Annotated in this window: 23 protein-coding genes and 1 pseudogene; 14 read left to right on the forward strand and 10 right to left on the reverse strand. The window is 63.2% G+C overall.

The features are described from left to right. Nucleotide 1 precedes the first annotated feature (1 nt). Both KTR60_RS02440 and nhaA read right to left on the reverse strand, forming a co-directional pair. Nucleotides 2-511, reverse strand: coding sequence for a phage holin family protein (locus KTR60_RS02440; RefSeq protein WP_007732413.1), 510 nt, complete (start codon nucleotides 509-511; stop codon nucleotides 2-4). Beyond that, nucleotides 508-1842, reverse strand: a complete 1335-nt coding sequence (gene nhaA, locus KTR60_RS02445; RefSeq protein ID WP_007732414.1) for a Na+/H+ antiporter NhaA — start codon at nucleotides 1840-1842, stop codon at nucleotides 508-510. Before nhaA ends, KTR60_RS02440 begins: the two co-directional genes overlap by 4 nt. 173 nt (nucleotides 1843-2015) lie before the next feature. Between nhaA and KTR60_RS02450 the strand changes: the two genes are divergently transcribed. Further along, nucleotides 2016-3407 carry an MFS transporter gene (locus KTR60_RS02450; RefSeq protein ID WP_228401745.1) on the forward strand — a complete coding sequence of 464 codons (1392 nt, stop codon included), beginning with the start codon at nucleotides 2016-2018 and terminating at the stop codon, nucleotides 3405-3407. 55 nt (nucleotides 3408-3462) lie between these two features. Here KTR60_RS02450 and KTR60_RS02455 read toward each other — a convergent pair whose 3' ends face one another. The 5 genes from KTR60_RS02455 to KTR60_RS02475 all read right to left on the reverse strand — a co-directional run bounded on the left by KTR60_RS02455 (nucleotide 3463) and on the right by KTR60_RS02475 (nucleotide 9239). Further along, nucleotides 3463-5148, reverse strand: coding sequence for a purine-cytosine permease family protein (locus tag KTR60_RS02455; protein ID WP_047270014.1), 1686 nt, complete (start codon nucleotides 5146-5148; stop codon nucleotides 3463-3465). A 135-nt stretch (nucleotides 5149-5283) separates the two neighbouring features. Then, nucleotides 5284-6342 (reverse strand): AAA family ATPase, encoded by a 1059-nt coding sequence (locus KTR60_RS02460; protein WP_047270013.1) that lies wholly within the window; start codon nucleotides 6340-6342, stop codon nucleotides 5284-5286. 10 nt (nucleotides 6343-6352) lie between these two features. Then, nucleotides 6353-7390, reverse strand: coding sequence for an aliphatic amidase (locus KTR60_RS02465; protein ID WP_003946093.1), 1038 nt, complete (start codon nucleotides 7388-7390; stop codon nucleotides 6353-6355). 26 nt (nucleotides 7391-7416) lie between these two features. Next, nucleotides 7417-8037, reverse strand: a complete 621-nt coding sequence (locus KTR60_RS02470) for an AmiS/UreI family transporter (RefSeq protein ID WP_042922853.1) — start codon at nucleotides 8035-8037, stop codon at nucleotides 7417-7419. A 122-nt stretch (nucleotides 8038-8159) separates the two neighbouring features. Continuing rightward, nucleotides 8160-9239, reverse strand: coding sequence for a substrate-binding domain-containing protein (locus KTR60_RS02475; protein ID WP_228401747.1), 1080 nt, complete (start codon nucleotides 9237-9239; stop codon nucleotides 8160-8162). 107 nt (nucleotides 9240-9346) lie between these two features. Here KTR60_RS02475 and KTR60_RS02480 point away from each other — a divergent pair, with 107 nt between their 5' ends. Continuing rightward, complete coding sequence (locus KTR60_RS02480) at nucleotides 9347-9772, forward strand: MarR family transcriptional regulator (protein WP_042446697.1); 426 nt, start codon at nucleotides 9347-9349, stop codon at nucleotides 9770-9772. Nucleotides 9773-9809: 37 nt separating this feature from the next. Here KTR60_RS02480 and acs read toward each other — a convergent pair whose 3' ends face one another. After that, on the reverse strand, nucleotides 9810-11741 hold the full coding sequence (gene acs, locus KTR60_RS02485; protein ID WP_007732429.1) for an acetate--CoA ligase: 1932 nt from the start codon (nucleotides 11739-11741) through the stop codon (nucleotides 9810-9812). Between the two features lie 364 nt (nucleotides 11742-12105). Here acs and KTR60_RS02490 point away from each other — a divergent pair, with 364 nt between their 5' ends. The 5 genes and pseudogenes from KTR60_RS02490 to KTR60_RS02510 all read left to right on the forward strand — a co-directional run bounded on the left by KTR60_RS02490 (nucleotide 12106) and on the right by KTR60_RS02510 (nucleotide 18260). After that, nucleotides 12106-13722, forward strand: coding sequence for a peptide ABC transporter substrate-binding protein (locus KTR60_RS02490; RefSeq protein ID WP_007732431.1), 1617 nt, complete (start codon nucleotides 12106-12108; stop codon nucleotides 13720-13722). A gap of 125 nt (nucleotides 13723-13847) precedes the next feature. Beyond that, nucleotides 13848-14774 carry an ABC transporter permease gene (locus KTR60_RS02495; protein ID WP_019746637.1) on the forward strand — a complete coding sequence of 309 codons (927 nt, stop codon included), beginning with the start codon at nucleotides 13848-13850 and terminating at the stop codon, nucleotides 14772-14774. Further along, nucleotides 14767-15723 carry an ABC transporter permease gene (locus tag KTR60_RS02500; RefSeq protein WP_228401749.1) on the forward strand — a complete coding sequence of 319 codons (957 nt, stop codon included), beginning with the start codon at nucleotides 14767-14769 and terminating at the stop codon, nucleotides 15721-15723. Before KTR60_RS02495 ends, KTR60_RS02500 begins: the two co-directional genes overlap by 8 nt. Nucleotides 15724-15728: 5 nt before the next feature. Continuing rightward, a complete protein-coding gene (locus KTR60_RS02505) occupies nucleotides 15729-17453 on the forward strand; it encodes a dipeptide ABC transporter ATP-binding protein (RefSeq protein ID WP_143173114.1) in 1725 nt (574 codons plus the stop codon). A gap of 56 nt (nucleotides 17454-17509) precedes the next feature. After that, nucleotides 17510-18260: pseudogene (locus KTR60_RS02510) on the forward strand (oxidoreductase). Between the two features lie 391 nt (nucleotides 18261-18651). Here the strand turns inward: KTR60_RS02510 and KTR60_RS02515 are convergent. Beyond that, nucleotides 18652-19470 carry an HAD-IB family hydrolase gene (locus KTR60_RS02515; RefSeq protein ID WP_003946123.1) on the reverse strand — a complete coding sequence of 273 codons (819 nt, stop codon included), beginning with the start codon at nucleotides 19468-19470 and terminating at the stop codon, nucleotides 18652-18654. A 315-nt stretch (nucleotides 19471-19785) separates the two neighbouring features. Between KTR60_RS02515 and ssd the strand changes: the two genes are divergently transcribed. From ssd to KTR60_RS02550, 7 genes are all read left to right on the forward strand, one after another. Further along, entirely contained in the window at nucleotides 19786-20880 is a 1095-nt protein-coding gene (gene ssd, locus KTR60_RS02520; RefSeq protein WP_209922594.1) for a septum site-determining protein Ssd, read from the forward strand. After that, complete coding sequence (locus tag KTR60_RS02525) at nucleotides 20877-22058, forward strand: TadA family conjugal transfer-associated ATPase (protein ID WP_212633868.1); 1182 nt, start codon at nucleotides 20877-20879, stop codon at nucleotides 22056-22058. Before ssd ends, KTR60_RS02525 begins: the two co-directional genes overlap by 4 nt. Then, nucleotides 22055-22843: a type II secretion system F family protein gene (locus tag KTR60_RS02530; RefSeq protein WP_212633869.1), complete on the forward strand. Its 789-nt coding sequence runs from the start codon at nucleotides 22055-22057 to the stop codon at nucleotides 22841-22843. Before KTR60_RS02525 ends, KTR60_RS02530 begins: the two co-directional genes overlap by 4 nt. Then, complete coding sequence (locus KTR60_RS02535; protein WP_212633870.1) at nucleotides 22840-23424, forward strand: type II secretion system F family protein; 585 nt, start codon at nucleotides 22840-22842, stop codon at nucleotides 23422-23424. The genes KTR60_RS02530 and KTR60_RS02535 overlap by 4 nt, the downstream gene beginning before the upstream one ends. A gap of 65 nt (nucleotides 23425-23489) precedes the next feature. After that, nucleotides 23490-23693, forward strand: a complete 204-nt coding sequence (locus KTR60_RS02540; protein ID WP_042446719.1) for a DUF4244 domain-containing protein — start codon at nucleotides 23490-23492, stop codon at nucleotides 23691-23693. Beyond that, nucleotides 23693-24052: a TadE family type IV pilus minor pilin gene (locus KTR60_RS02545; RefSeq protein WP_228401751.1), complete on the forward strand. Its 360-nt coding sequence runs from the start codon at nucleotides 23693-23695 to the stop codon at nucleotides 24050-24052. The genes KTR60_RS02540 and KTR60_RS02545 overlap by 1 nt, the downstream gene beginning before the upstream one ends. Continuing rightward, a complete protein-coding gene (locus KTR60_RS02550; RefSeq protein ID WP_003946120.1) occupies nucleotides 24049-24399 on the forward strand; it encodes an Rv3654c family TadE-like protein in 351 nt (116 codons plus the stop codon). Before KTR60_RS02545 ends, KTR60_RS02550 begins: the two co-directional genes overlap by 4 nt. Here KTR60_RS02550 and KTR60_RS02555 read toward each other — a convergent pair. Further along, a complete protein-coding gene (locus KTR60_RS02555; protein ID WP_050655288.1) occupies nucleotides 24392-26680 on the reverse strand; it encodes a DEAD/DEAH box helicase in 2289 nt (762 codons plus the stop codon). The genes KTR60_RS02550 and KTR60_RS02555 overlap by 8 nt on opposite strands. Between the last annotated feature and the right edge of the window lie 153 nt (nucleotides 26681-26833).

The following is a 26833-nucleotide window of genomic DNA, read 5'->3' on the forward strand; positions in this document are numbered from 1 at the left end:
GCTACCGGCGCGCGTTGAAATCGACCGACGGCTTTGCGTCGTCATGGCTGCCGGGGATGACGTTCTTGGCCTGCTTGAGCGATTCGATCGTCTTCTCCGGAGCCCTCAGCTTGCGCACGCGCAGATAACCGAGCAGCGCCAGAATCGCGGTGGTCACCACCATGATCAGGAAGACGATGAGGAACGCCAGCCAGCGCGGCACCCAGGTGTCGAGCATCTCGGCCAGGAAGAAAAAGAAGAAGAACGAGCTGAACAGCAGAACCGTGAAGGCCAGGATGAAGAAGACGCTGCCCTGCAGACCCTTCTTGACCTCGCCCGTCACCTCGGCCTTGGCAAGTTCGACCTCGGCGCGCACGAGGGTGGAGACCTGTGCGGTCGCGTCCTTGACGAGGGCCCCGATGGTGGCCTCGCCCGGCGTGCGGGCGTCCACATCGGTGAGAGGGATGGAAGAGACCGTGTTCGGTACTCCATCTCCGGTGAAGCGCTGGCTCTCTCCGTTGGTCAAGCTCACTTGTCGACCTCTCCAGGTAGTTCTCTCGCGTCCGTGGCAATGGCGGTGGAAGCGTCGTCTCGAGCCGCATGAACTCGTCCACGTCGCCACAGCAGCGCTGATCCGATCAGCGATGCCACCAACGATGTCACGAGAACTGCGGCCTTCGCTATCTCGGCCTCGCTACCATCGCCGACCCCGTCCAATGCGAGGTCTGCTACAAGCAGGCTAACGGTGAACCCGATGCCACCGAGAACTGAGAGGGCAAACATGTCTCTCAATTCCAGTGTCTTGGGTTTGGTTGCTATCCCCAATTTGATCGCGAGCAGGGAAATTCCGAAGATTCCGACGGTTTTGCCGACCAGAAGACCGACGACGACCGATTGCCCGACTGGGTCGGTGAAAATGTCGCCGAGTACCGCCGCGTTGATCGGAACACCGGAGGCGAACAGTGCGAAGACGGGGACACAGAAGCCTGCAGAGTAGGGCTGAATGCGGTGCTCGAGACGGCTACCGGGCGCGTACTCCTCGTCCGGATCGCGCCTCACCCGGGTGAGTAAGCCGAGCGCGACGCCCGCGAGTGTGGCGTGTATCCCCGCTTCGTGCATCGCGTACCAGGTCAGTAGTGCCAGCGGGACGTAGAGGAACGGCGTCGTGATGCGTTTGTGTTGGGCGTAGGCGTAGGCAGCCAGGGCTGCGGCCGCGGTCAGCAGCCACAACATCGCGAGGGAACCGGTGAACAGTACGGCGATGAGGATGATCGCGAGCAGATCGTCGACGACGGCCAGGCTGAGCAGGAAAACTCGGGCGCTCGCCGGGATCTTCGAGCCGGTCAGCGCGAGCACGCCGAGGGCAAAAGCGATGTCCGTCGCGACGGGAATGGCCCAGCCCTTGTCCATGCCGGGCGTGCCGAAACCGATGGACGCCGCGATGATCGCGGGAACCAGGACGCCGCCGCACGCCGCGATGATCGGGAGCATCGCGGCTTTGCGGTCCGCGAGTTCGCCGACCACCAGTTCACGTTTGAGTTCGAGGCCGGCGACGAAGAAGAAGACGGCAAGCAGTCCGTCCTGCGCCCACGTGCCCAAGCTGAGGTCGAGATGGAGTGCGGACGGACCGATCTGGAAGTCACGTAGTGCGATGTAGCTCTCACCGAAAGGCGAGTTCACCCAGATCAGAGCGAGGGCGGCAGCGATCAGGAGGATCGATCCGCCCACCGTTTCGGTGCGGAGGTAGCGGGACAGTTCGGAACGCAGGGTGGAGATCACGCGTGGGGACGACCTTTGTTCGTGCAACCGAATTCGGATGCAACAGACATGAACGTGATCGACGTTGTGACGCATCGAATGCACGTGCCGACCAGACTTCCCGGCTCACCTTTACGGAATTTTATCGCGGATTGCCCGCTGAGCCGAATTCGCGAACCGAATTTGCGTCGGAAAACCCCGCGGGTGTTCAATTCCTACTGATTGGGACACTATCCCACCAATTGGGCATCTTTCGTATAACGGCGCAGGAGCATGTTTTGAGCACGTCAGTCAGTGAGAATCCACCCAAGCCGGAGGGCGGCGACGCAGATACCGTCGCCGGAGTGCCGCGCAGCCGAATCGTGGTCGCCAGCATGGTGGGTACATCCATCGAGTTCTACGACTTCTACATCTATGCAACAGCGGCAGTATCGGTGTTCCCGCACCTGTTCTTCCCGAAGGGCAACGACACCACCGCGCTTCTCGCGTCGTTGGCGACGTTCGGACTCGCGTTCGTCGCCCGTCCCCTCGGTTCGATTCTCTTCGGGCACTTCGGTGACCGCGTCGGACGCAAGGCAACTCTGGTCGGCTCGTTGCTGACGATGGGCATAGCGACCTTCCTCATCGGACTACTGCCGACCTATCACCAGATCGGACTGCTGGCCCCGGCGTTGTTGGCGCTCATGCGTTTCTGCCAGGGTCTCGGGCTCGGCGGCGAATGGTCGGGTGCGGCGCTGCTCGCGACCGAGACAGCCAAGGAAGGCAAGCGGGCCTGGGCGGCGATGTGGCCGCAACTCGGTGCGCCCATCGGCTTCTTCATGGCCAACGGACTGTTCCTGATCATCACGTTGTTCATGAACCACGACAATTCCAGCCCGGACCTCGAGGGTGCCTTCCTGAGCTGGGGGTGGCGAATTCCGTTCCTGCTCAGCGCAATCATGGTGATGATCGGCCTGTACGTCCGGCTCAAGCTCGAGGAAACCCCGGTGTTCGCGCGTGCAGTCGAGCGCGGCGAGAAGGTCAAGACTCCGGTCGCCGAGGTATTCAAGACCAGCTGGCGTCAGCTGATCATCGGTACGTTCGTGATGCTCGCGACGTACACGCTGTTCTACATCATGACCACCTGGGTTCTCAGCCACGGAACCGACAAGACGCCGGCCGACGGTGGAACCGGTGCGGGCTTCAAGTACACCGATTTCCTTGTCCTGCAGTTGATCGCAGTCGTGTTCTTCGCTGCCGCCGTGCCGGTCTCGGGTTGGCTCGCCGACCGCTACGGGCGTCGTATCACACTGCTGATCATCACCGGCCTGATCATGGTGTTCGGCTTGACCTTCGGCGTGTTCCTCGAACCGGACGGAATGAACGACGGTCGTATGTTGGCGTTCCTCATCGTGGGCATGCTGCTCATGGGCCTGACCTTCGGACCGATGAGTGCCGTTCTCCCGGAACTCTTCCCGACCAACGTCCGCTACACGGGCTCGGGAATCGCGTACAACACGGCCAGTATTCTGGGCGCAGCGGTGGCGCCGTTCATCGCCGTCTACCTCGCGAAGAACTACGGCGTCGGTTGGGTCGGCATCTATCTTCTCGTAGCGGCGACGCTGACTTTTGTCGCGCTGCTGGTCATGCGTGAGACGAAGGGTGAGTCGCTCGACGATGTAGGGGCATAACCCTGCTGTGCGCCTTTATTAACCCCCGGCGGTTAATAAAGGCGCACAGCAGTTGTCAGGGAAGCTGAGCAGGCAGGACGTGCTCACCGGTCTTGTCGGTGCTCAAGGCCAGGGAGCTGATGTACTGCTTCTCGCCGTTCGGACCGGGCACGTTCGACGCGAGCATGTCGGGACGCTCGAATTCGATTCCGCTGACGCAGCACAGAAGCGTTTCACCGGAGGGGTTCCCGTACTCGTCGAACATCGGCAGATCGATGCCGTCGTCGGTGCGTCGTAGGTAGTACTTTCCCTTGGTGGCGACGGCCAGGATCGGCGGCATCACCAGTGCGATGACGATTGCGACGATCGGGGAGAACGGCTTGATCGCCGAACCGAAAGCACCGAAGAACACCAGGATCGAAATGCCCGCGGCCAGCAGCATCGACACGAAGCCGACGGGGTTGACGTCGTAGAGCATCCCGCGTCGGAACTCGGGGACTTTCGGGGAGAGCTTCAACCAGTACTTGTTGATCGCGATGTCCGAGGCGACGACCACGACCCAGGCGATACCGCAGTTGGCGTAGAACCCGAGGATCGTGTTGAGGAAGTCGAACATGTTGGCTTCCATCAAGATCAGTGCGATCGCCAGGTTGACCAGAACGAAGACCATGCGTCCGGGGTAGGTCTTGGTGACGCGGGTGTACGAGTTGGTCCAGGCCAGTGAGCCGGAGTACGCGTTGGTGACGTTGATCTTGATCTGGCTGATGACCACGAGGATCACGGCCAGCGTCATGGCCAGCCAGTGAGGCATCATGTCCTGGTAGATCTCGAGGAACTGGTGCACGGGCTGATTGGCGATCGAGGATCCGTCGACGACGTTCGCGATGATGTACACGGCGAGGAACAGTCCGACGATCTGCTTGAACGCGCCGAAGATCACCCAGCCGGGGCCGGCGAGAATTACTGCAGCCCACCAACGGCGGGTGTTTTCCGGCGTCTTGGGCGGCATGAAGCGTAGGTAGTCGATCTGCTCGGCGATCTGTGCGATCAGCGACAAGCAGACACCCGCGGCCAGCATCACCGATCCGAAGTTGACGCCCTTGCCGTTTGCGCCGTCCTCACCGCCGAAGGCGAAGAACGCGCTCACCGAATCAGGGTGCTTGAACAGCAGATACAGGAACGGCAGCACCATCATGACGAGCCACAGAGGCGTCGTCCACACTTGGAGCTTTGCCAGAGCCTTCATTCCGTAGATGACCAGTGGAATGACCATCAGGGTCGAGACCGCGTAGCCGATCGAGAGTGGGATCCCGAGCCCCAGTTTCAAACCCTGGGCCATGATGGAACCTTCGAGCGCGAAGAAGATGAAGGTGAACGTCGCGAAGATGACGTTGGTGACCACCGAGCCGTAGTAGCCGAAACCGCTTCCACGAGTGATCAAATCGAGGTCGATATTGTATCGCGCGGCATAGTAGGCGAGTGGGAAGCCGGTCGCCATGATGACGACGGCAAACACGGCGATGCCCAGCAATGCGTTACCGGTGCCGTACGAGATGCCGATGTTGGCGCCGATCGAGAAGTCTGCGAGATACGCGATTCCGCCGAGCGCGGAGGTCGCGACGACGCCGGTTCCCCATTTGCGGTAGCTGCGTGGCGCAAATCGGAGGGTGTAGTCCTCCAGAGTCTCCTTCAGCGCGGCATTCTCACCGAGATCTGCCCTGTCCGGTGCGCCGGCGGACACCTGCTCGTTCACTGCTGTCATGACGTCACTTCCCCTGGGTGCCTGTGCATGTGCACTTTGTGGTGCAGGCACCCAACCTAGGGAGGTGGCGTTACGCGGACATGTTTGAAATGTGTCGCCCACGTTGCGGATTCGATCCGCAACGTGAGCGAGCACTCATGGGACTTTCTTTACCTGTATCTGATCACCAACTGCCCGCGCCTGCAAGGCGAGTGGTTGCGTCCCGACCGGCCGAAGGTCGAGAACGGCGGCGGCCACCGGGTCGGCCAAGACGTTCCGGATGGTCCGGCGCAGGCCACGTGCTCCGTACACCGGGTCGAACCCGCGCCGTTGCAACAGGGCGACGGCGCTGTCCTCCACCTCGACGTCGATGCCTCTCCTGGCCAACCGAGTCGTGATCAGTTCGATCTCGAGACGGGTCACTTGTTCCGCGGTCTGTTCGTCGAACTCGTCGAGGATCACGGTTTCGTCGATGCGGTTGAAGAATTCGGGGTCGAAGAACTTCTCCAACGCGCGTTGCACCAGATGATGACCATGGCGCGGTCGATCGATCCGGACGCGATCGGCGAGCTGCCGCAGGTGAGATCGCCGACGTTCTGCCACCGCAGCAGAGCCGAGATTCGAGGTCAGGAACACGTAGCTGTTGCGGAACGAGATCTTCTGCTGACCGTTCGCCAACCGGAGTTCGCCGTTGTCGAGGACCTGCAGGAGCGCACGCAGCACGGTGGGGTCGGCCTTCTCCACTTCGTCGAACAGGACGATTCCGGGGGTGTACGGATCGCCCTCGACGGTGTTCTTGTCGAACAGCGTGAAGGACTCCTTGCTACCGGCATATCCAGGTGGAGCCCCGGAGAATGACGCCGCATAATGCTCTTGCGCAAGAGCATTCATGTCGATGCGGCACAGATCATCGGGTCCTGACCGTAGTTCTGCGGCCACGCGCCGCACCAATTCCGTCTTGCCGACGCCGGTCGGGCCAACGAGAAGGATGTTGGCGAGCGGACGCGTCGGATCCGTGGCACCGACATGCGCGATCGAAATCGCACGAACCACTGCGTCGACGGCGTCCTGTTGTCCGACGATCTTGGAACTCAGGGCTTTCGAGAGCTTGCGAGCGTCGAAGGCCCCGACCGGTACGGGTTCGGTTCGTTCCTCGGCCGGCGGTGGTGCTGCTGCACTGTTCCGGTCATGGAGCATGTCGGTGATATAAGGCACAGTGAGATCCTTACGCTTCGATTGTCTTCTCGACCGGCAGGTTTCCGACGCGACAATCCGCTACACCCACTGTGTCTCGGGTGATGGCCTCGACGCGTTCCTGAGCCTTCTGGGCGTCGGTGACCCACAGCTTGTAGAACTCGAACGGGCAGTCCGCGACGCCCTTGTCTCCGTCACCTGCTGCGTGGACACCGGAGTAGCCGCGATGGAGGAGTTTGAAGATGTGGTTCTGGGACTGATCGTTCTCGCGTGCGTCGCGAATGGCTGAGACGGAAAGCTGCGCGTACTGGATTCCGTATTCTTCTTCGCCGGTTTCACCCAGCGTCCGGCCGTCGAATCCGATGATCGCGGAGTGTCCGAAGTAGGAGTAGACGCCGTCGAATCCGGCCGCATTGGCAACTGCCACATAACAATTGTTGGCCCAGGCCATTGCCTTGGACATCATCACCTGCTGGTCCTTGGCGGGGTACATGTATCCCTGGCAACGGACGATCAGTTCTGCACCCTTCATCGCGCAGTCGCGCCAGATCTCCGGGTAGTTGCCGTCGTCGCAGATGATGAGCGAGATCTTCAGCCCCTTCGGGCCTTCGGTGACATACGTCGTGTCTCCCGGGTACCACCCTTCGATGGGGCACCAGGGCAGGATCTTTCGGTACCTCTGAACGATCTCGCCCTTGTTGTCGATGAGGATCAACGTGTTGTACGGGGGCTTGTTCGGGTGGTCTTCGTGCTGTTCGCCGGTGATGGAGAAGATTCCCCACGTGTCGGCTTCGCGGCACGCTGCGGAGAAGATCGCGGTCTCGTCGCCCGGGATGGTGGCTGCTGTCGCGTACATCTCCTCCTCGTTGTACATGATTCCCTGCGTGGAGTATTCGGGGAAGACCACCAGATCCATTCCGGGGAGGCCGGTCTTCATGCCGATCATCATGTCGGCGATCTTGCGCGCGTTCTCGAGGACGCCGGCGCGATCGTGCAGGCGGGGCATCTTGTAGTTGACCACTGCTACGCCGACCGTGTCGTTGCTCGAGGAGATGTCACCGTGTCGCATTGTCTTTCACTCCTTGGTTGTGTCGATCAGTTGAAGACTGGACGGGATTGGGGTACTGCGGTTTTGGGTGCAGCGAGGATCTTGGCCAGGCCCAGGAGAACCAGAAGCGCTCCGGCCCAACCGGCCGCGACGGCGGGTGTGGTGTGGAAGTTGTCGGTCAGGATCAGAAATGCGGGGACCGTGCACGTGGGCTGGCTCAGAAGGACCGCTGCCCAGCCGGTGAAGCGACTGAGATTCTCGCGGCCGAGCCCGAGTACCAGGAAGAACAGCGTCCACAGCGCTGCCCATGCGAGCCAGATGACCCCGAAGACGGGGTCGTTGCTCACTGTGAAAGAGAGGAAGGAGTACACGAGCGCGGCGCACGCGACGAACAGCGAGAACCACCCGATTCCTTCCGCCTCGAAGCCGGCGAGATTGCTGATACCCACGTAGAGATAGGTGAATCCGAACAGATAGAGCCCTGAGGCCGCCAGGACGGCACTCGAATCTCCCTGAGCCTGAATCAACATGACGGTGGGGACGACGCATTGAAGTGCGCCGACGAAGAGGTTGAGGACCGAGGCGGATCGAACGGGAACTGTGCCGAGCAGCATCAGTCCGTTGACGAAGAGGACGGCTCCCACGTAAAGCAAACCAACACTGCCCATCGGGCACCTCCGGTTACTTCGGGACGGTTACTTCGGGACGGGTTACTTTCAAATGAAATGATTCCAAATGAAACTAAGTGATGCGCGCCACAGAAGTCAAGAGGGAGATCTCAGGGAAAATCTCAGAGCGTTGCGATGATCGAGAAGTCGAGTCCGTCGGCGACGGCGAGCTGAATCTTCTGCCGTGCAACACGATCACGAAACTCGACGGTTCCGCGAGGCCCGTCGTACGCGGCACCCTCGACGACGGCGTCCAGGTCACGCGGATGTGTGCTGTCGGCGCGTCGAACCAGGGCCGAAAGGGTATGTATCCCTTCGTAACACGATTCGGCGGCATTGTTCAGCGCCGGAGCGTGCGCGCCGTGCAGTGCGATGTAGCGCCCGAGAAGATCCATGGAGTTGCCGTCGACCATCGAACGGAAGTACGCGGCGGAGGCAAACAGGTTGCGGGTTGCCCTCGGCCCGCTCGCGAGCAGCATGTTCTCTTCCATCAACGGGCTGAACCGGATCATCGACTCGTCGAGGCCGCGGCGGGCGAAGGCGCGGTTGAAATCGACGGCGTCCTGGCCGACGAGGAGCATGATCACGCCGTCGCAACCGGAGTTCGAGACGGTCTCGACCAACTGCTTCATGTTTCCGTGCCCGAGATCGACAAACGAACCGCCGACAAGGCTGAGATCGAGTTCGGTGGCGAATTGCCTCACGGCCCCGAGAGAGCTGTGCGGCCAGATGTAGTCGTCCCCGACGACAAACCACTTACGCGCTCCGACGTTGTCGCGCAGCCACTTCAGCGCCGGCGCGATCTGCTGCCGTGGTGTTTCGCCGGAGCAGTAGATGCCGGATCTGACCTCGCCGCCCTCGTAGAGCGAGGTGTACGAGTACGGAATGCGGTCCGCGACCACGGGTGCAAGAGCGTGGCGGACAGAGGAGATGTGCCAACCGCTGACCGCGTCGATGTCGCCTGCGTCGAGTAGTTGTCCCACGCGGGCGGCGACGACGCTCGGCGAAGCGCCGCCGTCGATCACTTCGATCTGGACTTCGCGTCCCAGCACGCCACCGGAGTTGTTGAGGTCGCGGGCGGCCAACTCGCTGATTGCTTCGCAGGAGGGGCCGAACAGTCCGGCCGGCCCCTGAAGGGGAACCACCATGCCCAGGCGCCACACCGCGCTGCGCGCGCGTTCGAGCGCGCCGGTAGCGCTCATGCGTCGCCGCCGGAATCGGGAGTCAGCGGCCTGGCCTGGGTTACTATCATTTCATTTGAAAGTATTGCCCGAGAAGTGTGAACTGCGCAACAGCGGGGGAGCGATCAGTGGGAAAAAGTGACTCCGGAATTCTTGATGCGTCGCTGACGACTGCGCTGGTCCGAGCAGCTCGAATGGCCGCGGCAGCGGCGGAGAAGGCGCTGGCGGCAGAGAATCTCACTCTCGATCACTGGATGACGCTCGAAGCCCTGGCGTCGACCGAGGGGCTGACGATGGCTGAGTTGCGCGATCGAACGGGAACTCCGGCTCCGACGCTGACGCGAGTTGCGGACAAGTTGGTCTCGCTCGCGCTCATCTACCGCGAAGTCGGGGAGGACGACCGTCGGAAGGTACGCGTGTTTCTCTCCTCGCGCGGAAAGTCCTTGCACAAGAGGGTTGCCGCAGACATCCGCGTAGCCGAGGAGTCCTGGCTGACGTCGAAAGAGGAAGTGAAGTTGCGAGAGGGGCTTCGCCCCTGTGTGCCTTTCCGGTAGTGGGGACTACCAAAAAGGCGCACAGGGGCCGAAGGCCCTACTTGCCGCGGATGGCGTCGAATACCTTGGGGTCGACCAGGGTCGAGGTGTCTCCGAGGTCGCGGCCTTCGGCGACGTCGCGCAGGAGGCGGCGCATGATCTTGCCGGACCGGGTCTTCGGCAGTTCCGGCACGATCGTGATCTGACGCGGTTTGGCGATGGGGCTGATGTCGGTGGAGACCTGAGCCTTGAGTTCGGCGATGAGGACGTCGCCGGTGTTCTCGACGCCTTCACGGAGGATGACGAACGCGACGATGCCCTGTCCGGTGGTCTCGTCGGCGGCACCGACGACGGCGGCTTCGGCGACTCCGTGATGGTTCACCAGTGCTGATTCCACTTCGGAGGTGGAGATGCGGTGACCGGAGACGTTCATGACGTCGTCGACGCGGCCGAGGACCCAGAGTGCGCCGTCGTCGTCGTACTTGGCGCCGTCACCGGCGAAGTACCAGCCTTCTTCGGCGTAGCGGGACCAGTAGGTGTCGCGGTAGCGGTCCATGTCGCCCCAGATGCCGCGGAGCATCGCCGGCCACGGCTCGTCGAGGACGAGGTAACCGTTGCCGCCGGGGCCGAGGGGCTTGGCGTCGTCGTCGACGATCTTCGCGGAAATCCCCGGCAGCGGTGCCATCGCGGATCCGGGCTTGGTGGCGGTGATACCGGGCAGCGGGGAGATCATGATCGCGCCGGTCTCGGTCTGCCACCAGGTGTCGACGATGGGGGCTTTGTTGCCGCCGATGACCTCTCGGAACCAGCGCCACGCTTCGGGGTTGATGGGCTCGCCCACAGATCCGAGGAGGCGGATCGAGGACAGGTCGTGGGCGTCGGGGATCTCGCGGCCCCACTTCATGAACGTGCGCACGAGGGTGGGTGCGGTGTAGTAGATGGAGACGCCGTACTTCTCGATGATGTCGAAGTGGCGGTGCTCGTTCGGGGAGTTGGGGGTGCCTTCGTAGACGACCTGGGTGACGCCGTTCGAGAGGGGTCCGTAGACGATGTAGGAGTGTCCGGTGACCCAGCCGATGTCGGCGGTGCACCAGTAGACGTCTTGTCCCGCTTTGTGATCGAAGACGTTGTGGTGGGTGTACGAGGCCTGGGTGAGGTAGCCGCCGGAGGTGTGGATGATGCCCTTGGGCTTTCCGGTGGTGCCGGAGGTGTAGAGAATGAACAGGGGATGTTCGGCGTCGAAGGCCTGCGCCTCGTGCTCGGGTGAGGCCTGTGCGACGGTTTCGTGCCACCACAGGTCGCGGCCGTCGGTCCAGTCGACGTCGATGCCGGTCCGGTTGACCACCAACACGTTCTGGACGGATTCGGCGCCGGCGACGGATTCGTCGACCGCTGTTTTGATGGGTGCTGCTGCGCCGCGTCGCCACTGCCCGTCGACGGTGACGACGAGTTTGGCTTGGGCGTCGTCGATGCGCGAGCGTAGGGCGGTGGCGGAGAATCCGGCGAAGACGACCGAGTGGGTCAGGCCGAGGCGGGCGCAGGCGAGCATGGTGACGATCGCTTCGGGGATCATCGGCATGTAGATCGCGACGCGGTCACCGGCGACGAGGCCGAGGTCGGTGAAAGTGTTTGCGGCGCGGCTGACTTCGGCGAGGAGGTCGTTGTAGGTCAGGTCGCGGGAATCGCCTGGTTCGCCTTCGAAGTGGATGGCGACGCGGTCGCCGTTGCCGGCGAGGACGTGGCGGTCGACGCAGTTGTAGGCGACGTTGAGTTTTCCGCCGACGAACCACTTGGCGACGGGGGCGTCGGTCCAGTCGAGGACGTCGGTCCATTTCTCGTGCCAGTGAAGGCGCTCAGCCTGATTCGCCCAGAAAGCGAGGCGGTCGGTATCTGCGGCAGCCTGCAACTCCGGTCCCGCGTTGGCGGCCGCAGCGAACTCTGCGCTCGGCGGATATGCCTGGGGGACGTCTGTTTCGGCTGCGCTTGTCATGGCTGACGGCCTTCTTTCCACTTTGATCGACACTTTTCTGACTCCGTGTGAGGGTAGTCACAAGCTCGCGTAAACGCACCGTTGCATCACGTTGCAACCCGTTATCCTGCGACGATCGGTCGAATTGATGCGACGGGTGGTCGCTTCCGCCGACGAGTGAATGGGCGCGGACAGATTTCCCTCGGAATTGCGGACAATGGGTGCGATGCGCGCCCCGCGTCGGATGTGTCTATTGTCAAACCATTATTCGACCACAACTCGAAGTCACGTTCACTTTCAGTTGTAGGCGACACGACGCCGGCAGTTACGGCTGTCGGCAGGCCGCGAGCATGCTCGGGGTCACTTAGATGTGGAAGGAATTCCTTTGCGTATCTCACGCATAGCGACGGGCGCGGTCGCGCTCGGAATGACGGCAGTGCTGATCACGGCATGTTCGTCCGGCGATTCGTCGGGCGGATCGTCCAGTGGCGTCGTCAACGCCTGGGCGGGCGAGCCTCAGAACCCGTTGATCCCCACGAACACGAGTGAGAACATGGGCGGCCGAGTCCTCGACTCGCTGTTCTCCGGTCTCGTTTCGTACACCGCAGACGGCGGTACGGAGAACGAGGTTGCCGAGTCCATCGAGAGCACCGACGGTCAGAACTTCACCGTCAAGCTCAAGGACGGTTGGACCTTCACGGACGGCACCCCCGTCACCGCGAAGTCGTTCGTCGACGCGTGGAACTACGGCGCCCTCTCCACCAACGCTCAGCTTCAGGCATCGTTCTTCGATCCGATCAAGGGCTACGACGAAGTTGCCGCCGAGGTTCCGACGGCACAGACCATGTCGGGTCTGAAGGTTGTGGACGACTCCACCTTCACCATCGAACTCAAGCAGCCCGAGTCGGCGTTCCCCGATCGCCTCGGCTTCACGGCGTACTACCCGCTGCCCGAGGTCGCGTTCAAGGACATGACCGCCTTCGGTGAGAACCCGATCGGCAACGGCCCGTACAAGCTCGACGGAACCGGCGCGTGGCAGCACAACGTCCGCATCGACACCGTCGTGAACCCGGACTACAACGGCAACCGTAAGCCGAAGAACGCCGGCGTCGACTTCATCATGTACAACAGCCTCGACACGGCGTACACCGATCTCCTGGCCAACAACGTCGACGTTCTCGACCAGGTTCCGCCGAGCGCCGTCACGACCTTCGAGTCGGACCTGCCCGGACGCACCGTCAACCAGCCGTCGGCAACCATCGAGACGTTCACGATCCCGGGTCGCCTGCCGCACTTCAGCGGCGAAGAGGGCATGCTCCGCCGTCAGGCGATCTCGATGGCGATCAACCGCGATCAGATCACCCAGCAGATCTTCAACAAGACCAGGACGCCTGCACTCGACTTCACCAGCCCCGCAATCAAGGGCTGGAACGACTCGCTGACCGGTAACAGCAACGTGAAGTTCGATCCCGAGGCCGCCAAGGCCGCTTGGGCCAAGGCCGACGCCATCGCACCGTGGTCCGGCAGCTTCGAGATCGCCTACAACTCCGACGGCGGACACCAGGAATGGGTCGATGCCACGGCGAACAGCATCCGCAACACCCTCGGTATCGACGCAAAGGGCAAGCAGTACGCCACCTTCGCTCAGATCCGCACCGAAGCCACCGACCGCACCATCCAGAGCTCTTTCCGCTCCGGTTGGCAGGGCGACTACCCGCAGCAGTACGGCTTCCTGGCGCAGAACTACCAGACCGGCGGCAGCTCCAACGACGGTGAGTACTCCAACCCCGAGTTCGACCGCCTCCTGCGCGAATCGGCCGGCCAGACCGATCAGGCGAAGGCTCAGGAACTGCTCGATCAGGCCCAGGAAGTCCTGCTCAAGGACCTGCCCGCAGTTCCGACGTGGTACCGCAACGCTGCCAGTGGATGGTCGGAGAACGTTTCCAACGTGACCATCAGCTGGAACGGTGTTCCGGTCTACGAAGACATCGAAAAGAACTGACGCGTAGAACGATCCGCATCTGAAACGTGAGTTCGGGGCGGCAGGCGCCCTGCCTGCCGTCCCGAACTCGTGTTCACACCGGACTGTCCGCTGACGTACACGATCATCGACAAGGAGGTGATCCGATGCTCTGGTACATCGGTCGCCGAGTGCTTCAAATGATCCCGGTTTTTCTCGGGGCCACTCTTCTGATCTACGCCATGGTCTTCCTGCTTCCCGGTGATCCGATTGCCGCGTTGGCGGGCGACAAGGCGCTCAGTCCGGCTGTGGCAGCACAGCTTCGGGAGCGCTACCACCTCGATCTCCCCTTCTATCAGCAGTACCTGCTGTACCTGAAGGGCATCTTCACGCTGGACTTCGGCACGTCGTTCTCCGGACGACCTGTCAGTGAAGTTCTGGCACAGGCATTTCCGATCACGATGAAACTCGCCTTCATGGCACTGATCGTCGAGACCGTCTTCGGTGTCGGCTTCGGCCTCATCGCCGGCCTGCGTAAGGGCGGATTCTTCGACAGCACCGTCCTGCTGTTCAGCCTCGTTCTCATCGCCATCCCGATCTTCGTGATCGGCTTCCTGGCTCAGTTCTTCATCGGCGTCAAATGGGGCATCGTCCCGCCGACGGTCGGTGGCAACACCAGCTTCACCAATCTCCTGCTCCCTGCCCTGGTTCTTGGTTCGGTCTCGTTCGCCTACGTCCTGCGACTGACCCGAACGTCCGTGGCGGAGAATCTGACTGCCGATTACGTCCGCACCGCTACCGCCAAGGGACTTTCCCGTGGACGAGTGGTTCGCGTGCACGTGTTGCGCAACTCGCTGATCCCCGTGGTCACGTTCCTGGGCGCCGACCTCGCAACGTTGATGGGCGGCGCCATCGTCACCGAGGGCATCTTCAACATCAACGGCGTCGGCGGCACGATCTACCAGGCCGTGACCAGAGGTGAAGCGCCGACGGTGGTTTCGTTCGTCACCATCCTGATCGTGATCTACCTGATCGCGAATCTGCTCGTCGACCTCTTGTACGCCGCGCTCGATCCGAGGATCCGCTATGTCTGAGACCGTGAAGACCGGACGCGCAGTCCGGCAAAGTCATTTCGTGGCACCGCCCGAAGTTGCGGCACCGGGGGAGACGGACGCCGTCAAACTCGATCGGGCGCCGACCAGCATGTGGACCGATGCGTGGCGCGACCTACGCAAGCGCCCCCTGTTCATCATCTCGACGATCATCATCCTCGCGGTCATCGTCATCGCAGCGTTTCCGAGCTTGTTCACGAGCACCGATCCGCGGTTCTGCGACCTGACCTACAGCATGCAGGGGCCGACCTCAGGGCACTGGTTCGGTTTCGACCGCCAGGGCTGTGACGTGTACTCGCGCACCATCTACGGTGCTCGCGCATCCGTACTCGTGGGCGTCGGCGTCACGGCGTCGGTGCTGGTGATCGGCGTGATCTTCGGTGCGCTGTCCGGTTTCTACGGCGGATGGACCGATTCGATCCTCTCCCGTGTCGCCGACATCTTCTTCGGCATCCCGCTGATCCTGGCTGCCATCGTCCTGATGCAGCTGTTCACCGATCGCACCATCTGGACCGTCGTCGGCGTCCTGGCACTGTTCGGCTGGCCGCAGATGGCAAGAATCGCTCGAGGCGCGGTGATCTCGGCGAAGAACAACGACTACGTCATGGCTTCGGAAGCGTTGGGTGTCTCGAAGCTCAAGACACTGATCCGCCACGTCATCCCGAACTCGTTGGCGCCCATCATCGTGGTCGCCACCATCTCGCTCGGTACGTACATCGTTGCCGAGGCGACGCTGTCCTTCCTCGGTATCGGTCTTCCGTCCACCGAGGTTTCGTGGGGCGGCGACATCAGCAACGCTCAGGTGACGCTGCGTCAGGGTTCGACCATTCTGTTCTACCCGGCAACGGCTTTGGCGATCACCGTTCTCGGATTCATCATGATGGGTGACGCTCTGCGCGACGCCCTCGATCCCAAGTCGCGGAAGCGGTGAGCACGATGACCACCAAGGAAACTCTCACCTCGGAGGAAACTCCGTTGCTCGAGATTCGTGATCTCGAGGTGTCTTTCCAGTCCAATTCCGGTCCGGTTCCGGCAGTTCGAGGCGTCAGCCTGACCGTCTACCCGGGTCAGACGGTCGCGATCGTCGGCGAATCGGGTTCGGGTAAGTCCACCACCGCCCACTCGATCATCAATCTGCTTCCCGGCACCGGCAAGGTGACGGCAGGCGAGATCATCTTCGACGGCAAGGACATCTCGAAGGTCTCGGAGAAGGACTTCGTCCACATCCGGGGAAGCCAGATCGGTTTGGTTCCGCAGGACCCGATGTCGAATCTGAATCCCGTGTGGAAAGTGGGCTTCCAGATCGAGGAAGCACTGGCCGCCAACGGAATTGCCAAGGGCAAGGCAGCCAAGGTTCGGGCCGCCGAACTGCTCGAGGAGGCCGGCCTCGCCGAAGCCGAGAGCCGGTTGGGGCAGTACCCGCACGAGTTCTCGGGCGGTATGCGTCAGCGCGCACTCATCGCGATCGGGTTGTCCGCTCGTCCGAAGCTCCTGATCGCGGACGAGCCGACGTCGGCGCTCGACGTCACCGTCCAGCGTCAGATCCTCGACCACCTCGACGGTCTGACTACGGAACTCGGCACCGCCGTTCTGCTCATCACTCACGATCTTGGCCTGGCCGCCGAGCGCGCCGAGCATCTGATCGTGATGAGCAAGGGTCGTATCGTCGAATCCGGTCCGGCACTGGAGATTCTGAAGCGCCCGCAGCATCCGTACACGCAGAAGCTGGTCGCGGCTGCGCCGTCGTTGGCGTCGAAGCGGCTCAGCTCGTCGGTGGCGCGCGCCGAGATTCGCGAACAGGCGGAAGAGGTCGCCGAAGCGGTCAAGGCCGAGGAAAGTGCGGCAGAGTCCTTCGGCAAGGTGACCGACGACGTTCTTGTCGTCGATCATCTGACCAAGGTGTTCAAGCTGCGCAAGGGTTTCCGCAAGACCACCGACTTCACAGCCGTGAACGACGTGTCCTTCAAGGTCCGCCGCGGAACCACGACTGCAATCGTCGGCGAATCGGGTTCCGGTAAGTCGACGGTCGCACAGATGGTCCTCGGTCTGCTCGAGCCCACTGCAGGCAACGTGGTCTTCGACGGTCAGGACGTGGCGAAACTCGGTGCGAAGGAAACATTTGCGTTCCGTCGACGAGTGCAGCCGATCTTCCAGAACCCCTACGGCACACTCGACCCGATGTACTCGATCTACCGCACGATCGAGGAGCCGCTGCGTACCCACAAGGTCGGGACCAAAGCCGAGCGTGAGGCTCGCGTCCGCGAACTTCTCGACAAGGTGGGTCTACCGCAGTCGGTCATGCGTCGGTTCCCGAACGAACTCTCCGGTGGACAGCGTCAGCGCGTCGCGATCGCGCGAGCACTGGCCTTGCAACCGGAGGTCGTGATCTGCGACGAGGCGGTCTCCGCTCTCGACGTGCTCGTGCAGGATCAGATCTTGACCCTGCTGAACGACCTGCAGGCAGAGTTCGGGTTGACGTATCTCTTCATCACGCACGACCTGGCCGTGGTTCGTCAGATCGCGGACAACGTGTTGGTGATGTCGCGTGGCTCGATCGTCGAATCGGCACCGATCGACGACGTGTTCGGCAATCCGCAGCAGGACTACACCCGCAAGTTGCTCGACGCGATTCCCGGTGGGTCCATCAAGCTGGGAAGCTGACGCAACAGGTAGGTAGGCAAGTCCGCAGAGGGGCTGCAAGGGTACCGTCGTTGATCGTGACGGACCCCTTGCAGCCCCTCGTCGATCTTCCAGGCGTACGCGCCGCCGCCGATCATGCGCGCGATGCTCTGGGTGAGGTTCATCGGCACAAGACCAACCGTCGCGGTTGGCCCACCACTGCCGCCGAAGCCGCGGTTCGCGCTGCGCGCGCTTCTGCATCGCTGGCCGGTGGCACCACCGAATTGCCGGCCGAGGGCATGGCCGGTGATCCGATTCTCGCGGGTGCTCTGCGCGTGGCTCAGGCTCTCGACGGCGACAGCCTTCCGCTCATGGAGTCGACGTGGAAGCGAGCCCCACTTCAGGCTCTGGCCCGGCTGCACCTGTTGGCCGCGGCGGATCTCGTCGAGGACGCAGATCAACTGGGGCGGCCACGGTCGGATCGCGGAGTGGGGGGAGCGGTTGGACGCTCTCGCCCAACTCGTTACAGGCGGAACCAGTGCACCGGCACCTGTTCTGGCGGCCGTCGTACACGGAGAACTCTTGGCGCTGAGCCCGTTCGGCACCGCTGACGGCATCGTCGCCCGCGCGGCCTCGCGTCTGGTTGCGGTCTCGTCGGGGCTGGATCCGCACAATCTCGGGGTCCCCGAGGTCAGTTGGCTTCGGCGGCCACAGGCGTACACGGACGGCGCGGCAGGATTCGCTTCGGGAAATCCGGCGGGCGTCGGCAGCTGGGTGATTCTGTGCTGTGGTGCTCTCGAAGCCGGTGCGCGAGAGGCGACTTCGATTGCCGACGCTGCTACCGGATAGTCCGGCAAATTGCCCCTGCCGGAACATAACGAACGGGCGGCGCTGCCGATAAATCGACTTCGCCGCCCGTCAGCACGGACTACTCGTTACCAAGCGTGCTCGGTGGGTTGTGTGGGTGGCCTCGGCGAGGGATCGCACTTTCTGAGGTCGTCCCCGCAACCTGTGCGGGGTCCTCGCTCAAATTGAACGAATCTCGCAGGCCCACAACGCTTCTGCCCTTATAGTGGCTTGTGCTCCGCGTGGGTGCCCTAGTGCCCGTGCTAGGAATTTCGGTTGGGGAAACGGTCCTTCTCTTCCGAGCCGTTCCTGGCCTTCCGTTCTTCCGTAACTCCTTTGTACCCTGTGTCCGGGCTCACAGCAAGTACCAATTTTTGTTTGTGGGCCTTGGATTTCAGCGTTTCCGGCGCAGTAGCCCGAAGGTCATGGCGCCGGCCACCAGAGCTGCGATTCCCACCGCAGCGGTAGTAGCCACCGTGGTCGTGGACTGGGCCGACAATCGGGCACGAAGTGAGACCGGATTCGAGAAAGTCAGTATGGGCCAACCGTTTACGGCCGCTTCCTTGCGCAACGCTCGATCGGGGTTGACTGCGGTCGGATGTCCGACAGCCTCGAGCATGGGTAAATCCGTCACCGAGTCGGAGTAGGCGTAACTGGCGGCGAGGTCGTAACCGTACTCCGCGGCGAGTTTTTCCATGGCTTCGACCTTGCCGGGGCCGTAGCAGTAGAAGTCCACCTCGCCGGTGTAGTGGCCGTCTTCCTCCCTCATCGACGTCGCGACGGAATGGGTGGCGCCGAGGGCGCGGGCGATCGGTGCGACGATCTCTTCACCCGAAGCAGACACGACGATGACGTCGTGTCCACGCAGCTTGTGATCTGCGATCAGATCGGCCGCCTCGGCGAAGACGAGTGGATCGACGATGTCGTGCAGAGTCTCCGCGACGACGGCCTTCACCTGTTCCACGTCCCAGCCCGCACACATCGCCGTCAGATGCTCGCGCATGCGCTCCATCTGATCGTGATCGGCGCCGGACAGTAGAAACAGGAATTGCGCATAGCTGCTCTTGAGAACCGAGCGTCGATTGATCAGACCCTGTGCGAAGAATGGCTTGCTGAACGCCAGGGTGCTCGACTTCGCGATGATCGTTTTGTCCAAATCGAAGAAAGCGGCTGTCCGCCCGGTATTCAGTCCGTTCGCAGGCTTGTCGGTCACAGGATTGAGGATAGTCCGACAGGCGGTTCGTGTGCTCTTCGGCAAGCGTCCTCTTTCGGCGAAAAACAGCAGTTCAGTGCAGCTCAGGCTTGCATTTCTCGCCGATGGCGGGTGTAAGATCGTTGCTGTTCGATTCGTTCGAACTAGTTCAGCCCGACCCCCCGGGGCTGAACTCAGACGGCCCCCGCCTCCTCCCCCCCCATTGGCGGGGGTCGTCCTCTGTCTCAGGCCTGTTTCTCCACAACCTCCCAGTTGTCCACAGGGTTGTTCGGCCCACTGTTTTCGGTGACGGAGCTCGTTTCAGGCTCTGCAGACATGAACACGACGATCAACTCTCGGGAATCCGGCGCTCCCATTCTGGTTCTCGTCGACGACGCGAAAATCCTCGCGAGCGTGCGACGCGTCGCTGCCGCGGTGGACCGCCGGCTGGACGAGGCCGAACATCCCGTGTCCCGGCAACAGTGGAACCGGGCCTCGGCGGTGGTACTGGACGCGTCGGCGGCGCGAGATGCTCTGGCTCGTTCCCCCAAGCGAACGCGAGTGTTCCTCGTATGCGACGGCACACCGACCGTCGACGATTGGAAGAGCGCCACCGCGATCGGAGCCGACAGCGTTCTGTCCTTGCCCGAGGAAGAGAACGCGCTGGTCGCAGTTCTGGCCGATCACGTAGACGTCAGTGGTGACGGCACCGTCGTGAGCGTGGTGGGTGGTTGTGGCGGCGGCGGAGCCTCGGCAACTGCTGCGGCTGTCGCGTTGACGTCGGCGGCACGTCACGTCCCGACGCTGTTGGTGGACGTCGACGCACTCGGTTCCGGCGCCGACGTGCTGTTGGGTATCGAGACTGCTCCCGGATTACGTTGGGGTGCACTGACCGTCGAGGGCGGGCGGTTGTCCCCGGATGCGCTGCGCGATGCACTGCCGGCGAAGGGAAAGTTTCTGAGGGTTCTGGCGAGCAGTCGCCGGGAGATCGACGGTCCGACAGTGACCGCCGTTCGCGCCGTGCTTGACGCAGGTCGCAGTTCCGGCGGGCTCGTGGTCTGCGACGTGCCACGTCATCCCAGCGAGGTAGGTCAGGCCGTGTTGGAGATGTCGGATTCGGTGCTCGTGGTGGTTCCGGCCACCGTGGCCGCATGCGTCGCGGCCGAGAAGGTCGGAGCCTGGGTGGTGCGACACAACTCCAACGTCGGGCTCGTCGTGCGTGGGCCGGCACCGGGAGGCCTACGCGGCGCCGATGTGGCAGACATGCTCGGCCTGCCCCTGACGGCCGTGATGCGCGGCCACCGATCGCTGGCGCCGATGCTCGAGCGTGGTGGCCTCGAATTGACCCGCGGTTGTCCGTTGAGTGTGGCGGCAACAGCGGTACTCGGCGCCGTCGAATCCGGCGCACGCCCGCGCAGGGCTGCGGCATGAGTGCGTTGGTCACGGCCGAACTGCTCGACCGAGTTCGCGAGCGATTGACGGCGTCGTCGGTCGCCGAGCCGACGGCGGCCACCGTTGCCGATGCCGTGCGAGCCGAGTCCTCGGGCGTTCTGGCGGACACGGATCTGTTGGGGGTCGTCAGGGTGCTCCAGACGGAACTGACAGGCGCGGGGCCGCTCGAACCTCTACTGCACGAACCCGGGGTCGCCGACGTACTGGTGACCGCGCCGGATCAGGTCTGGGTGGACCGCGGGGTCGGCCTCGAAAGGTCGGGGGTCCGGTTCACCGACGAGGCAGCTGTGCGTCGACTGGCGCAGCGGTTGGCACTGTCGGCAGGTCGACGCCTCGACGACGCCCAACCGTGGGTCGACGGCCGCCTGCGGGGCGTCGGCGACGGGCACTTCGGGGTACGACTTCATGCCGTACTCGCACCCGTGGCCCAGGGTGGAACCTGCGTGTCACTGCGAGTGTTGCGGCCCGCGACCCAGGGTCTCGACGCGCTGTCCGCCCACGGCGCCGTGGAACCGGACGCGCGGGAGCTCCTCAATCGCATCATTTCTTGTCGCTTGGCTTTTCTGGTGATCGGCGGGACCGGTGCGGGAAAGACCACGTTGTTGTCCGCCATGCTCGGCGCGGTCGACCCGCGTGAGCGAATCGTCTGTGTCGAGGACGCGGCCGAACTGGCGCCGCCGCATCCGCACGTCGTCCGCCTCGTCGCCAGAGCTCCCAACGTCGAGGGCGTCGGAGAGGTGACGGTGCGCGATCTGGTTCGGCAGGCACTACGAATGCGTCCCGATCGCATCGTCGTCGGTGAGGTCCGCGGCGCAGAGGTGACTGATCTGCTCACGGCGATGAACACCGGCCACGACGGCGGCGCCGGCACCGTTCACGCCAATTCGCCCGAAGAGGTGCCGGCCAGACTCGAGGCGTTGGCGGCGCTCGGCGGGATGGATCGCCACGCGTTGCACAGTCAACTTGCCGCGGCAGTTCAAGTGATCCTGCACGTGCACAGATTGGCTGACGGATCGAGGCGTCTCGAACAGATCGGTGTCATCGACCGCGGTGCGGACGGGTATGTACGAATCATGCAGGCGTGGCCGGACGGCGGTTCGGGTCGTGAGCGGCTCGAGCGGATGTTACGGCTTCGCAATCGAGAGGTCGGGACGTGACGGTTTCCCTCTTGGCCTTCGCGTTGGCGGTCTCGATTGCGCCGGTGCGGGATTCACGTGCTCGGCTCGCTACGTACACCCCGAGCGTCCGCAAGCCCTCCCGGCAGATTCGGTGGCAGTTCGTCGCCGCATTTCTCGCGATTTCGGCCGCGTGGATCCTCGGAGGTCTTCCGGCAGGGTGTGCGGCTGTCGTCCTCGCCGGGACCCTGATCCTCCGTGGCCGACGCGCGAATGCAGCCGAAACCCGGGATCTCTCACAGAAGATGCTGCTCTCCGGTCTGGAGGTGCTGATCGCCGAGCTGAGCGTCGGCGCGCATCCTGCAGCGGCCAGTTCTGTTGCAGGCGAGGAATGTACCGGAGAAGTGAGTGCCGTATTCCGTTCCGCTGGGGCCAGGGCGCGTCTCGGTGGTTCTGCCGCAGCGGCCTTCGCGGTACCGGATTCGTGCATCGAGCGTGAGTTCTCCCGCATCGCATCCGTCTGGCGGGTCGCCGACCAACACGGGCTGGCACTGGCGGAACTACTCGGCGCCGTCCGGACGGACATGTTGGGACGTAGACGCTTTCGTCAGCGTACCGAGGCCGGGTTGGCGGGCGCTCGGGCGACCGCTGCGGTGTTGGCCTTTCTCCCGCTGTTGGGGATCGGTCTCGGGCAATTGATGGGTGCTTCGCCGCTGCGCGTGCTGTTCGGAGGTGGGCTCGGCGGCGTGCTCCTGGTGATCGGAACCGCTTGTGTCTCAGCTGGTCTGCTCTGGACCGACCGGATAACTGCGAAGGTCACGTCGTGAGTTGGGCATCCGTGGCGATGATGGCGTTGGCGCTCGCGATCATTCCCGCTCGTCGCGGTGCTTCGGCCAGGGCGGCAGAAATTCTCTTCGCGGACACAACAACAGAAGATTCGGTTCCAGTCCCGGACAAGCCGGATCCACTCGCAGTTGCCGCAAGTCTCGACCTTCTCGGGGCCTGCCTACGAGCGGGGCTTCCCGTCTCCGCCGCGATCACAGCGATGGCGTCGACGGCACCGAAACCGATGGCCGACTCGCTTCGTCGCGTCGCCGACCTTCTGGCGCTCGGTGCCGATCCCGACGCCGCGTGGGGCGAAGCCGCTCTCGATCCCGATACCGAGGCGCTCGCCAGAATGGCTCGGCGTTCCGCCCGTTCGGGTTCGTCGCTGTCCTCATCCATGGCCGAACTCGCCGAGCGCAGTCGAGGTGACGCCGAGGATCTTGCTGCTGCCGCAGCCGAACGCGCGGGAGTGCTGATCAGCGGTCCACTCGGGCTGTGTTTCCTGCCGGCGTTCATCGCCTTGGGCATCGTCCCGGTGGTGATCGGGCTTGCCACGACTGTGCTCGGTAACGGCCTGCTGTGAGCCGGATCCGAGTGAAAGCTCCTGCGGCAGAAGTGCTGCCACAGGTTTCGATTGAAGGGGGAGAAATGATTTCGAAGACGTTGAGGACGGTGTCGGCCAGATTTGCGCTTTTGGTAACGGAGGACGACGGCATGTCCACCGCGGAGTATGCGATCGGCACGATTGCGGCTGCCGCATTCGGTGCCGTCCTGTACACGGTTGTCACTGGCGACTCCATTGTCTCGGCGCTGACAGGCATCATTGACAAGGCGCTCAAGACAGCTGTGTGATGTTGTCCACGAGAGGTATTCGGCAAGCCGACGACGGCGCCGTGACGGTGGAGGCCGCGATTGCTCTGGCTTCGATCGTCACGGTGGTCGTGCTGTGTATCGGCGGAGTCCTGGCGGTGTCGATGCAGGTTCGGTGTGTCGACGCCGCTCGTGAGGCCGCGCGGTTGGTGGCACGTGGTGATCGTGAGTCTGCGGTCACCACGGCCCGCCGGATCGCACCCGAAGATGCGTCGATCTCGGTGAAGATCGTGGACGGCTTTGCGGTGGCCGTTGTCAGCGCCGAGAGTGCGTTGCTGCCGTTGGTCGACATTTCTTCCGAGGCGGTGGCAGCAGTGGAGTCGGGAGTGGAGGAGGGGTGAACCTACGTGACGACGAAGGTGTTGCCACGGTTCTGGCGTGCTGCGTTCTGGCGGCGATCGTGATGGTGACCGGCGGGATGCTGCATGTCGGTTCCGCAGTGGTGGCTCGGCACACGGCTCAGTCGGCCGCTGATCTTTCGGCTCTCGGCGGTGCGGGCGCCTTGGACGGCGGCGACGAGTCGGCGTGCGAGATGTCCGCGGTGATCGCGGAGCGGATGCGCACGGTGCTCGAGGAGTGCGACGTCCAGGGGTGGGATGTAGTCGTCGAGATACGCGCACCGGTGTTGTTGTCGGGCTTCGGGATCGGGGATGCGCAGGCTTACGCTCGTGCAGGTCCGGTCAGCTGATCGTGTCGATCACGGCGGTCAGAACCTTGACCGCGCCGTCTTTGTCGAGTGGGTCGTTTCCGTTGCCGCACTTGGGTGAATAGACGCAGGACGGGCAACCGTGAGCGCACTCGCAGGACAGTATGGCGTCGCGCGTCGCGGTGAGCCATCGGGACAGTTCGCTGTGCCCTCGGTCGGCGAACCCGGCGCCGCCGGCATGACCGTCGTAGACGAAGACGGTCGGGAGTCCGGTGTCCGCGTGCATCGCGGTGGACACTCCGCCGATGTCTCCGCGGTCGCAGATCGCCACCAGTGGCAGCAGGCCGATTGCGGCATGTTCGGCGGCATGCAGTGATCCGGGGAACCGTTCGGGCGGGACCCCGATGGATTCGAGGAGTTCCGGCGTGACCGTGTACATCACTGCCCTGGTGGGCAAAGTGTGTGCGGGCATGTCGAGTTCGATCGAGTCGAGGACTTCACCCGAAGTCAACCGTCGTAGGTACCCGACGACTTGATGTGTCACCTCGACCTGGACGAGAGCGACGGCGATGTCGCCGTAGTTCTTGTGCTCGAGTTGTTCGGTGATCGTGATTTCGGTGGTCTCGCGAGCCGAGGTGGTCCAGTCCGGATTCTCGGTGTGCACCAGTGCGAGTCCGACGTCGAGGTCCAGTTCGTCGACGACGTAGGTCTCGCCTTGATGGATGTGCACGGCGCCGGGATGAACTGTGGCCGGAGCGCGGCCCGCGTCGACAGTGCCCAGCATCCGGCCGGATTCACCGTCGACAATGGCCACCTGAGTTCCGATGCCGCCGCGAATGTCCAAAGAGCCGTGGGGGTTCGAATCGGCGGTGACGAACCATCCGTGCTTTCGGCGCCGGATCCTGCCTTCCTCGGACAGTCTCGTCAGAACCTCGAGAGCCCCGAACGCGTCCACCTCGGCATCGGAAAGTGGGAGTTCCATTGCAGCGCAGAGAAGTTGTGGTCCCAGGACGTACGGATTTCCGGGATCTGTCACCGTCGCCTCGACGGGTTTGTCGAGTACCGCTGACGGATGGTGAACGAGGTAGGTGTCGAGTGGATCGTCGCGGGCGATCAACACGACGAGTGAACCCTCACCGCGTCGCCCGGAGCGACCCGCTTGCTGCCAGAACGAGGCGACGGTGCCCGGGAAGCCTGCCACGACAACGGCGTCGAGGCCTGCGATGTCGACGCCGAGCTCCAGTGCGTTGGTGGTGGCTGCGCCCAGCAGTGTGCCGTCGGCGAGTGCAGCTTCCAGTTCGCGTCGGTCCTCGGCCAGATATCCGGCGCGATACGACGCGACTCGCTCGGCGAGGTCCGGGTCCACCTCGGCGAGTAGACGTTTGGTGGCCATCGCGGTCAGTTCGGCGCCGCGGCGGGAGCGGACGAAGGTGAGAGTGCGGGCGCCTTCGATCATGAGGTCGGCCATGATCCGCGCGGCTTCCGCGCCCGCGGGACGTCGTACCGGGCTACCGTTTTCGCCGGTCAATGCCTCCAGTAGCGGTGGTTCCCACAGTGCGACGGTGCGTGGGCCGTGCGGCGATCCGTCTTCCGTGACCTCGGTGCAGTGTGCGCCTATGAGCCGCGAGGCCGCCGCGCCGGGATCTGCTGTGGTCGCGCTGGCCAGAATGAAGGTGGGTTCGGCGCCGTAACGGGCTGCAATTCTGCGTAATCGCCGGATCACGAGCGCGACGTTGGATCCGAAGACTCCCCTGTAGGAGTGGCATTCGTCGATGATCACGTATTTCAGGTTGCGGAAGAAGTGTGCCCATCGCTGATGGGTTCTGAGCAGAGAAATGTGGATCATGTCGGGGTTGGTGAAGAGCCAGCGTGAGTTCTCACGTGCCCAAGTGCGGAGTTCCTGAGAGGTGTCGCCGTCGTACGCACTGGCGTTCGTGCTGCGAAGTTCGACGTCGAAGTCGGTGAGGGACAGCACTGCTCGCAGTTGATCGGAGCCCAGCGCTTTGGTGGGGGAGAGGTACAGGGCTGTTGCGAGCGGATCGGTCGCCATGGCCGTCAGCACCGGGAGTTGGTACGCCAGTGACTTACCCGACGCCGTACCGGTGGCCACGACCACGTGTTTTCCGGCGTAAGCGAGGTCGGCGGCCTCACTCTGGTGGATCCACGGGGACCGCACGCTGTGCTCGGCGAGCGCACGTACGACGCTGGGGTGCACCCACTCCGGCCATTCGGTGAACTCGGCTACGCGAGCAGGTAACTGCGCGGTGAACATCAGTGGTTTTTCGCTTCCACTGACCCCTGCGACGACCCGATCGAGCAGCATCTGCCCGTAGGTCTCGCCAGGCTTCCCTCCCGGGGCGGGGATCGGGGAAGGTGCGTTCACGTGACTCTCCGGGCTCGGCGTTGGGGTGTGGCGGCAATCGGAAACTGTCGCTACCTGCAGTTTTGATGATACGCAACGGTCCGCGGTCTTGGT

This window comes from Rhodococcus sp. C1, assembly GCF_020809065.1.
GTDB classification, from domain to species: Bacteria; Actinomycetota; Actinomycetes; order Mycobacteriales; family Mycobacteriaceae; genus Rhodococcus_F; species Rhodococcus_F qingshengii.

Coding starts and splice junctions, on each gene's coding strand:
- KTR60_RS02455 (WP_047270014.1), bottom strand. CDS start 5,148: ATGACAGCAGTGAACGAGCAGGTGTCCGCCGGCGCACCGGACAGGGCA.
- KTR60_RS02465 (WP_003946093.1), bottom strand. CDS start 7,390: ATGCGACACGGTGACATCTCCTCGAGCAACGACACGGTCGGCGTAGCA.
- KTR60_RS02470 (WP_042922853.1), bottom strand. CDS start 8,037: ATGGGCAGTGTTGGTTTGCTTTACGTGGGAGCCGTCCTCTTCGTCAAC.
- KTR60_RS02475 (WP_228401747.1), bottom strand. CDS start 9,239: ATGAGCGCTACCGGCGCGCTCGAACGCGCGCGCAGCGCGGTGTGGCGC.
- acs (WP_007732429.1), bottom strand. CDS start 11,741: ATGACAAGCGCAGCCGAAACAGACGTCCCCCAGGCATATCCGCCGAGC.
- KTR60_RS02495 (WP_019746637.1), top strand. CDS start 13,848: ATGCTCTGGTACATCGGTCGCCGAGTGCTTCAAATGATCCCGGTTTTT.
- KTR60_RS02500 (WP_228401749.1), top strand. CDS start 14,767: ATGTCTGAGACCGTGAAGACCGGACGCGCAGTCCGGCAAAGTCATTTC.
- KTR60_RS02505 (WP_143173114.1), top strand. CDS start 15,729: ATGACCACCAAGGAAACTCTCACCTCGGAGGAAACTCCGTTGCTCGAG.
- ssd (WP_209922594.1), top strand. CDS start 19,786: ATGAACACGACGATCAACTCTCGGGAATCCGGCGCTCCCATTCTGGTT.
- KTR60_RS02525 (WP_212633868.1), top strand. CDS start 20,877: ATGAGTGCGTTGGTCACGGCCGAACTGCTCGACCGAGTTCGCGAGCGA.
- KTR60_RS02540 (WP_042446719.1), top strand. CDS start 23,490: ATGATTTCGAAGACGTTGAGGACGGTGTCGGCCAGATTTGCGCTTTTG.
- KTR60_RS02545 (WP_228401751.1), top strand. CDS start 23,693: ATGTTGTCCACGAGAGGTATTCGGCAAGCCGACGACGGCGCCGTGACG.
- KTR60_RS02555 (WP_050655288.1), bottom strand. CDS start 26,680: ATGCTGCTCGATCGGGTCGTCGCAGGGGTCAGTGGAAGCGAAAAACCA.